At 46.6% G+C, this 7,589-nt stretch carries 5 protein-coding genes; 3 read left to right on the top strand and 2 right to left on the bottom strand.

Going from position 1 to position 7,589, the window contains the following annotated elements:
* Nucleotides 1–449 precede the first annotated feature (449 nt).
* Complete coding sequence (locus AC3A8L_RS18035; protein WP_487963667.1) at nt 450–1,595, top strand: leucine-rich repeat domain-containing protein; 1,146 nt, start codon at nt 450–452, stop codon at nt 1,593–1,595.
* A gap of 86 nt (nt 1,596–1,681) precedes the next feature.
* Nucleotides 1,682–3,109, top strand: coding sequence for a DUF6055 domain-containing protein (locus AC3A8L_RS18030; protein ID WP_487963666.1), 1,428 nt, complete (start codon nt 1,682–1,684; stop codon nt 3,107–3,109).
* A gap of 195 nt (nt 3,110–3,304) precedes the next feature.
* On the opposite strand, the gene AC3A8L_RS18025 is transcribed toward AC3A8L_RS18030, so the two are convergent.
* Nucleotides 3,305–3,511 (bottom strand): hypothetical protein, encoded by a 207-nt coding sequence (locus AC3A8L_RS18025; RefSeq protein ID WP_487963665.1) that lies wholly within the window; start codon nt 3,509–3,511, stop codon nt 3,305–3,307.
* Nucleotides 3,512–3,791: 280 nt separating this feature from the next.
* Here AC3A8L_RS18025 and AC3A8L_RS18020 point away from each other — a divergent pair, with 280 nt between their 5' ends.
* Entirely contained in the window at nt 3,792–4,235 is a 444-nt protein-coding gene (locus tag AC3A8L_RS18020) for a SirB2 family protein (protein ID WP_487963664.1), read from the top strand.
* A 218-nt stretch (nt 4,236–4,453) separates the two neighbouring features.
* Here AC3A8L_RS18020 and AC3A8L_RS18015 read toward each other — a convergent pair whose 3' ends face one another.
* Complete coding sequence (locus tag AC3A8L_RS18015) at nt 4,454–7,522, bottom strand: FG-GAP-like repeat-containing protein (protein ID WP_487963663.1); 3,069 nt, start codon at nt 7,520–7,522, stop codon at nt 4,454–4,456.
* Nucleotides 7,523–7,589 lie beyond the last annotated feature (67 nt).

The raw sequence follows: 7,589 nt of genomic DNA, 5'->3' as shown, positions 1-7,589 counted from the left end.
CGCTTAAAGGGGCGCATGCCGGGGCATGTAACGCTTTGAGCAACGAAGGTAAGGAAGTCGATATCAAGCATTAGTGGATGAAATGTTGTTTCCTCGTCCCTTAAGTTAATGACATTGATGCGGACGTAGGTCATTAGGGTCGCGCATCGGGGTAGGAGGCACCTTATTAGACATTTCATCGCCACATGGAAGCGGCTAATTGGGATAACGCATAGAGGCAGGAGCGGGTGATCGTTTTTTGCCCATTATTACCTCGTCCTAAGTACTCTGCGCCACAATCAATGGATCATTTGTTATATTTGCCGGGTGCTACACCAGTAAGTTGATGTGTGACAGGCCGCACGGTTTATTTTATTAACGCATTAATAAAATAAAAGGTATGAGGACAATGGCCCCAGCGGTGTTTTATAGGGTAAATCCAAAAAAAATAACTTTTAAAGGAACAAGTTATGAATATAAAAATAGGCGTATACGCACCCATGCTGGCGGCCACTGCTTTATTGGCGGCTTGCGAAGGCGGCCCCGTTAACGGTGGTAATAGTAGTGTAATGGCTGTTAGCAGCGATATGGCTATGAGCAGCGCAACGGGCACCAGCAGTAGCATGGGCGCCTGTGGTAGCACTACGCAAAATAAAACCCTCGCCAGCTTAAGCTTTGCCGATGACGCCTTAAAAGCCTGTGTGATGGCAACAGGTAAAATAATGAGCGATGAGGTGACTAGCCTTGCCTGCCAGCAGCCCATCAGTGATTTAGGCGGCATAGAGCAATTGAACCAATTGGAAAACTTCGAGCCCCAGCAATTAGACATGCAAGTGGTGGATATGGGGTGTGTGCCACAACTTAAAGGTTTAACGCTGAGTGGAAGCATGCCGCAATTAATTGAATTAAGCCGCAACCCTCAGCTAGAAGAGCTCTGGGTTGAATATACAGAGCTCACCACGCTGGACTTATCAGCGAATACCGAATTAAAAAAATTATCTTTTTTCTTGAATAAAATAGAAGCTATTGATCTCTCAAATTTACCAAAATTGGAGTCGTTATTTATTAGTGAAAGATTTTTTACGGGGGATATAGATCTAAGCTTATTGCCCGAGCTTAATGAGCTGATTATTTACGGTTCAGGCATTAATACGATAGACCTGGCTAATAATCCTAAATTAAGTCGCTTACAGTTTCAAAATGAGCCCAATTTGACCACTCTTAATGTAAGTCACAACTCAGCTTTAAAGGTTATGGATGCTGAGCGTGGCGCGCTCACAGATATTACTTGGGGCGAGAAGCCTGAATTAGAAATACTAGACCTCACAAATAACAATTTAAATACCCTTGATTTATCAACTTTCACAAAGCTACAGCGGTTAAATATAACAAACAACCCCATTAGCGAATTAGATATCACTCACAATGTAGACTTATTTCAGCTTAAGATACCAAGAAGTAATATTTCATATATCGATTTATCGGCGAATCCACTGCTTGATGAGGTTCAGCTTTATAATACCCGCATTACCTGTGACGTCGCTAAGCAAATTAAACAGGAAATGGTACATCCCGAGGCATTAAGGCTGGATGGTTTTGGCGCTAACTGCTTTTAATGGCGGTTAAGGGCTTGGCGATGCACCGATGGTTTTTTTTTACGCGGGAATAATGGCTTTTAGTAGGCTATAGGGTAGGACTAAAAATGCGATACTTAATAAATATTTTACGCTGTAGCAGTATGGCCAGCGCATTAATGTTGTGTGGCTGTATTGGCGATAACCGCTATGCAGCACCCAATCCATTAGCCGGCCAAGCACCGCCAGAGCCACCACCTGCCGGCGCCCCTTTTATTGCTGTTACCAATGAATACACGCATTTAGGTTTAAATACCCAAAATGCACAATATACCGATTCCGCCCGTTTCCGTGTTTATTCTAATAATTCCATTGACCAAAATGTTTTGAGCTATGAAAACACTGAAGACATTTTATTAGGGTTGGAATATTTGGAGAGCGCCTATACCTATTTTGTGGATGATGTGGGGTTTCGCTCGCCGTCTTTATCGGTTTACAGTAATGACGGGCCCTATTATAAAATGAATGTTTATAGCACAAAAATAGAAGGTGATGGAGCGGCTGGTAAATTCTTCTCTGATGCGGGTGCGGGGTTAGGCTTTATTCAAACACAGCGAGGCGGTAAGTTCGTGTACGATAGTCGGGGCATTAAAAACCTACAGCTATTGGTGCATGAATTTGGCCACGCCTTAACATATAGCGAATATAACTGGGCTAGCCAAAGTAGTACTAATGGTTGGATGGAGACCGTGGCCGAGTGGGTAACGGATGCCTATTTAACCAGCCCCGCTTACCAACAATTGATGGAGAAGCTGGGTCTTGGCCGTGAAGAGATTAATCGGATCCCATCTAATATTTTGGAGCTATCCTATTTAACAATAGTACACAAAGAAAACGAATACATGGCGTGGCCATTTTTAACTTACCTGACCCACAACCCCGATGGCATTGCTCGCTTGGGTAAAAGTATAGTGCCTGATTTACACCGGCAGCACCGGCATAATAACGAGACCCCCCTGCATGTATTACAGCGCATTATAGCCCCCGTAACAGTGCAGTATGTATTGGGGCGTTATTGGGCGCGTATGGCATACTTAGATATTAACCACAGTAGCTTTAGCTTCCCGCCGCGTAGGCATGCTTCAACCAATTTTATTGATAGAGCTTATGCCAATTGGCAGGCGTTAGGCGGCAACCGATACCAAGTTATACCCTATAAAAAGCCCATGTACGGCGGTGCAAATATTAACCCGCTAACAGTATTGAATGGTACAGTGGAAGTGCAGGTTGTTGCGGCAGACAATACCGCCACCGGCTTTATCGCGACACTCAGTGTTTACGATGCCGCAACAGAGCAAACCCGCTACATTCCATTAATAGAAGGCTACGCCACGGCCACGCTAACTACCACCGAAGAGGCTTCTTTGGTGGTAGTCAATAACCCCACCAAACTTTTATATTACGATGCCGATTACAGTACCCTTCAATCGCCAGAGCAAGTAGGTTTGGACTACACAGTGACCCTGCTAGGTGCAGAGCCCAAGTATATACATTAACCGCACAGCAGCAACAATCATACTGTAAGGCAATGCAGTAAAGCCAAGCCTACACGGGTGGTTTTATCGCAGGGTAAGTGTAGGTATATTTAAAGAAATTTTTGTTGCCAACTGAAAGTCCCGTTATACCAAAATTAATAGCAGTATTTTTCTATATTTAGCGCCCTTATGAAAGCATAATTATTGTTTTACATGTTATTGTTTGAGCCAGCCACGGGCGGCTTCGGTAATGGCTGCGACGGCGGGGTTGGAGATGGTTCGCTCGGGTGAGATAGCATAAAAGTGTTCACGTACGTCGTCTGTTTTACCTACGGATTCAACTTGATATTGATTAATTACTTCTTGTTCGATTGCCGTAGGCACGATAAAAACACCGGCTCCAGATTGGCCAAAGGCTTTCATTAGTGCGCTGTCGTCAAAAAACTCGTGCTACATTCACCCAATGCATGGTTAAAAACCACCTTGAAAGGGCTGGTCTATCTGATGGCATGCTTTGCTATTGACACCTCCAGTCCTGCGAGCGCGCTTCGTATAGCGGTTGCTTGCTTGAGCTGACAGCCGCAAACACTGCGCTGTGCCGCATGCGGTAATAAAAAAGCCCTAGTTTGAGTCTTTTTATTACCGCACAGGATATACTCCCATCCTAAATACTCATTAAAAATACATTTTTAGGAATTACGCTATGTATATACTTGTGAAACATACACACTTAACCATTATTGCGCTGACTTTTATCTTCTTTGTCATTAACTTTGTGCTCACGGTAAAAGGTTCCAATAAGGTTAATCATAAAATACTTAAAATCGGGCCTCATATTTTATATACATTATTTGTAGGCACATTTATTTATCTTGTTATTACTAATCCGCTCAATCTTTATCCTTTTGTTAATGGCTGGGCATCGTCCAAATTAGCCGGTTTTGTTTTTTATGTACTGTCGATTACTTTTGCGCTGAAATGGGCAAAATCAATGTTATGGCGTGTTGTAGGTTTTGTGAGCGCTGTATTTTGGTTGGTCATGAGTGCCCGACTAGGTTTTGCGGATCACCTTAAAATAAAATCCGCTAGCGAAGAAGTTAGTGTGTTGATTGAAACCGCTCAATCACTACTGGCAATAGTGTGTTAACCGCCACTAGGTATATGGGGAGAGTTTAATTCGCCCAAGCTAAGGGGCGTGCATGAAATAACTTCCCGTTTTTGAATTCCTGGGTGCACGCTTGCCTTCGTTAAAAATATTTGCAATAGCCGGCAATTACGCCATATTTTCGCCTCGTTAAGCAAGCACCCAAAAACCCAAATGCCAGCAACTTATTTCGTGCGCGCCCCTAAGAACCTTTTTTGGGGCTACTGCCTAGTCACCTTCACCGCAATGGCGCGATTGAGTGTAGAAATTCCGTCTGTTACAGATATCCAGACTTCGTAAACATTATTACCATTTGCGTCTTGCGGTGAGGCGACGGGAGGGGCTGTGAAGCTTAACTCACCGGTTAATGGGGTAATCGTGAAATGCGCTGCATCCGCACCAGAGGCAATATCGTACGTCAGTATATCGCCGTCTATATCGGATGCTAGTTCAGTGATAATGATATTCTCATTTTCGACCACTGAATAATTAGCTTGAGTTGTGGGGCGCCAAACCAAAACACCACTCAGGAAAAAATCTGATCGAACCGTCGATAATATTTCTAGATCGCCATCGCCATCTATGTCTACTGGAATGGCGATGGCTCCATTCGCATCCACGCCGATCCAGCCCAACCCAAAGCGGTACTGCGGCGTGATATCCGTCGCCGCGATCGGATGCGGGGTAAAGCCTGATCGCGCCGCTCCATTATTTTCGTACCAAGCTATGCCGGCAATCACATCAAGATCACCATCGTTATCAATATCCGCAGTGCTAATGAATGGGTGCCCCCTAAATGTATTCGTGATGACATGTTCCTTGAATTTCGGTTGCGCGGCCCCGTCGTTTTCGAACCAAGAGAGAGTGCTATCCCCGCGTGACACGGACAGTACATCCAAATCGCCATCACCATCCATATCCGCTGCCGTGACAGATGCAACCAAAGAGGCCGCCGTGGTGATTGTATGTAGCGTAAAACTCGGTTGATCTGCGCCATCACTTTCGTACCATGCCACGGTGTCTTCGGAGGAAATAGGCGACAATAAATCCAAGTCCCCGTCGCCATCAAGATCTACGGTGGTAGCGAAGCGGGGCTCATTAGCGGCCGAGGTCACAGGCGTGGTAAAGCTCGGTTGTGCAGTGCCATCATTTTCGTACCAAAAAACAGCGTTATCTACTTGTAACGTGTACCGTAAATCTAGATCGCCATCGCCATCCATATCCACTGCTGTGACAGATTGAATCTTAGAATCCGTGTTGATCGTATGCTTCGTAAAGCTTGGTTGATTCGCGCCATCATTTTCGAGCCAAGCCACGTTAGACGAGGCTACCACCAGCACATCTAAGTGCCCATCACCATTGATATCCTCAATGGTGACCGCGCCCAAAGAGTACTCTACTAGAATTTCGTGCTCGATAAACGTTGGCCGCGCTGTGCCATTATTTTCGTGCCATGCAATGGTTGTCGGGCTAAAAAGTCCCTTGGTTACGGTCAATACGTCCAGATCGCCATCGCTATCTATATCTGCAGAAAAAATAGTAGCAGCACCGCGCGATCTAATAACATGCCTCATTTGGGCGATATCGGCGTTTAGCCAAACAGGGGCATTGTAGCCGCCGTTTTCCAAGGGCGCGTTGTCTTCTGCATCGGGCACACTGTCCCCGTCATCATCGGCATCGGCATTGTTACCAATGCCATCGCCGTCCGTATCGGTTGTTTCGCGAGGGTCATACGGGAAAGCATCATCCATATCAGCAACGCCATCGTCGTCAATATCACCGTCGTCTACATAGACTGTTACAGCCAATGCCCGGTTTAACGTGAAGAGCCCGTCAGTCACCGAGATCCAAACCTCATAAACATTATCTTCATTTTCGTCTCCCGGCGCGCTAGTGGCAGGTGCGGCGTTGAAGGTGACTTCACCTGTAGAGCTGTCAATACTGAAGAATGCGGCATCGGCGCCATGGCTGATTGCATAAGTTAAGGGACCACTATCGGCAGCGGTGGCGGTTTCAGCTGCCGAGTAGGTTGCACCTTCAGCGACAAAACCTTGCTGCTTTAACTTCAGTGTGTGCCAGGCTAAGGTTCCGCCAAATTCCGACGACGACAATACATCTAGGCTGCCGTCGCCATTAATGTCGGCAATGGCTACGGATGTGGCCCCATGTGATATCGTCGAGATCACATGGGCGGCAAATTTTGGCTGTGCTGCGCCATCATTTTCGTACCAGGCGGCAGTGTCGCTCTGTTGCGACGCCGACACTAGATCCAAATCACCGTCGCCATCCATATCTGCAGTCGTGACGAAGCGAGTTCCACCGGTTACCGCCGCGATCGTTGTCTTGGTAAAGCTGGGTTGCTGCTCGCCATCGTTTTCGTACCAAGCGAGAGTGCTACCCCCGCGTGACGCTAACAAGGCATCTATATCGCCATCACCGTCGATATCCGCTGCTGTGATTGATTGCGCACCATCAACCGTGCCTCTTATCAAGTCTCCGGTAAAGGCCGGCTCCGGTTCTGTTGTGATGACGTGTTCGGTAAAGCCCGGCTGTGGCTGCCCATCGTTTTCGAGCCAAGCAAATGTGTCAACTTCAAAACCCTCGGATACGTACAGCACATCCATATCCCCGTCGTCATCCATATCGGCTGTTGTCACTGATAGGGCTGGTGTATCGAACGAGAGCTGGTGCGCAGTAAAGTTCGGCTGTGCCGCCCCATTATTGTCGAGCCAAGCGACACCATTTTCATAGGCCGAAAGCAAGTCTAGATCCCCATCCCCATCGATATCCGTAACGGCAACCGATTGAGACTTTGAGTGGGTCGTGATGACATGTTCGGTAAAGCTCGGCAGCGCTGCGCCGTTGTTCTCGTGCCAGGCTACGGTGTTGTCCTCAGTCGCAATTACATCAAGATCGCCATCGCCATCAATATCCACGGCCAAGACGGCGTGAGCTTCACGGCCTACCGTCGAGATTGCATGGGCGGTAAACGTCGGCTGAATTGCACCGTCGTTTTCATACCAAGCAACGGTGACATCATTGTCAGGCGCTAATAAAATATCCAGATCACCATCATCATCGATATCTGCATAGTCAACATCCCTTGCGCCATCGACTTGTGACCTAATGATATGGCGAGTAATCGAGGCTTCTGCATTTTGCCAGGTTGGGGCTTTATTGGTGTTGGTGTTGGTGCTGAGCAGTTCACCACTGCCGTCACAGGAGATCAAAAATAAGGACGTTGTTAGTGTAATCGCTAGTTTGAAAGAGGTGCCGTCAAATAAATTCATATTATTCCTTTTGTCCGTTTGTACTAAGGGGCGTGCATGAAATAACTTCCCGTTTTTGAATTCCTGG

It is taken from the genome of Marinagarivorans sp. (assembly GCF_982758155.1).
This window is presented reverse-complemented; position numbering and strand designations above follow the sequence as displayed.

What these genes read in the sequence shown, in the direction of transcription:
- AC3A8L_RS18035 (WP_487963667.1), top strand. Translation starts at nt 450, where the DNA reads ATGAATATAAAAATAGGCGTATACGCACCCATGCTGGCGGCCACTGCT.
- AC3A8L_RS18030 (WP_487963666.1), top strand. Translation starts at nt 1,682, where the DNA reads ATGCGATACTTAATAAATATTTTACGCTGTAGCAGTATGGCCAGCGCA.
- AC3A8L_RS18025 (WP_487963665.1), bottom strand. Translation starts at nt 3,511, where the DNA reads ATGAAAGCCTTTGGCCAATCTGGAGCCGGTGTTTTTATCGTGCCTACG.
- AC3A8L_RS18020 (WP_487963664.1), top strand. Translation starts at nt 3,792, where the DNA reads ATGTATATACTTGTGAAACATACACACTTAACCATTATTGCGCTGACT.
- AC3A8L_RS18015 (WP_487963663.1), bottom strand. Translation starts at nt 7,522, where the DNA reads ATGAATTTATTTGACGGCACCTCTTTCAAACTAGCGATTACACTAACA.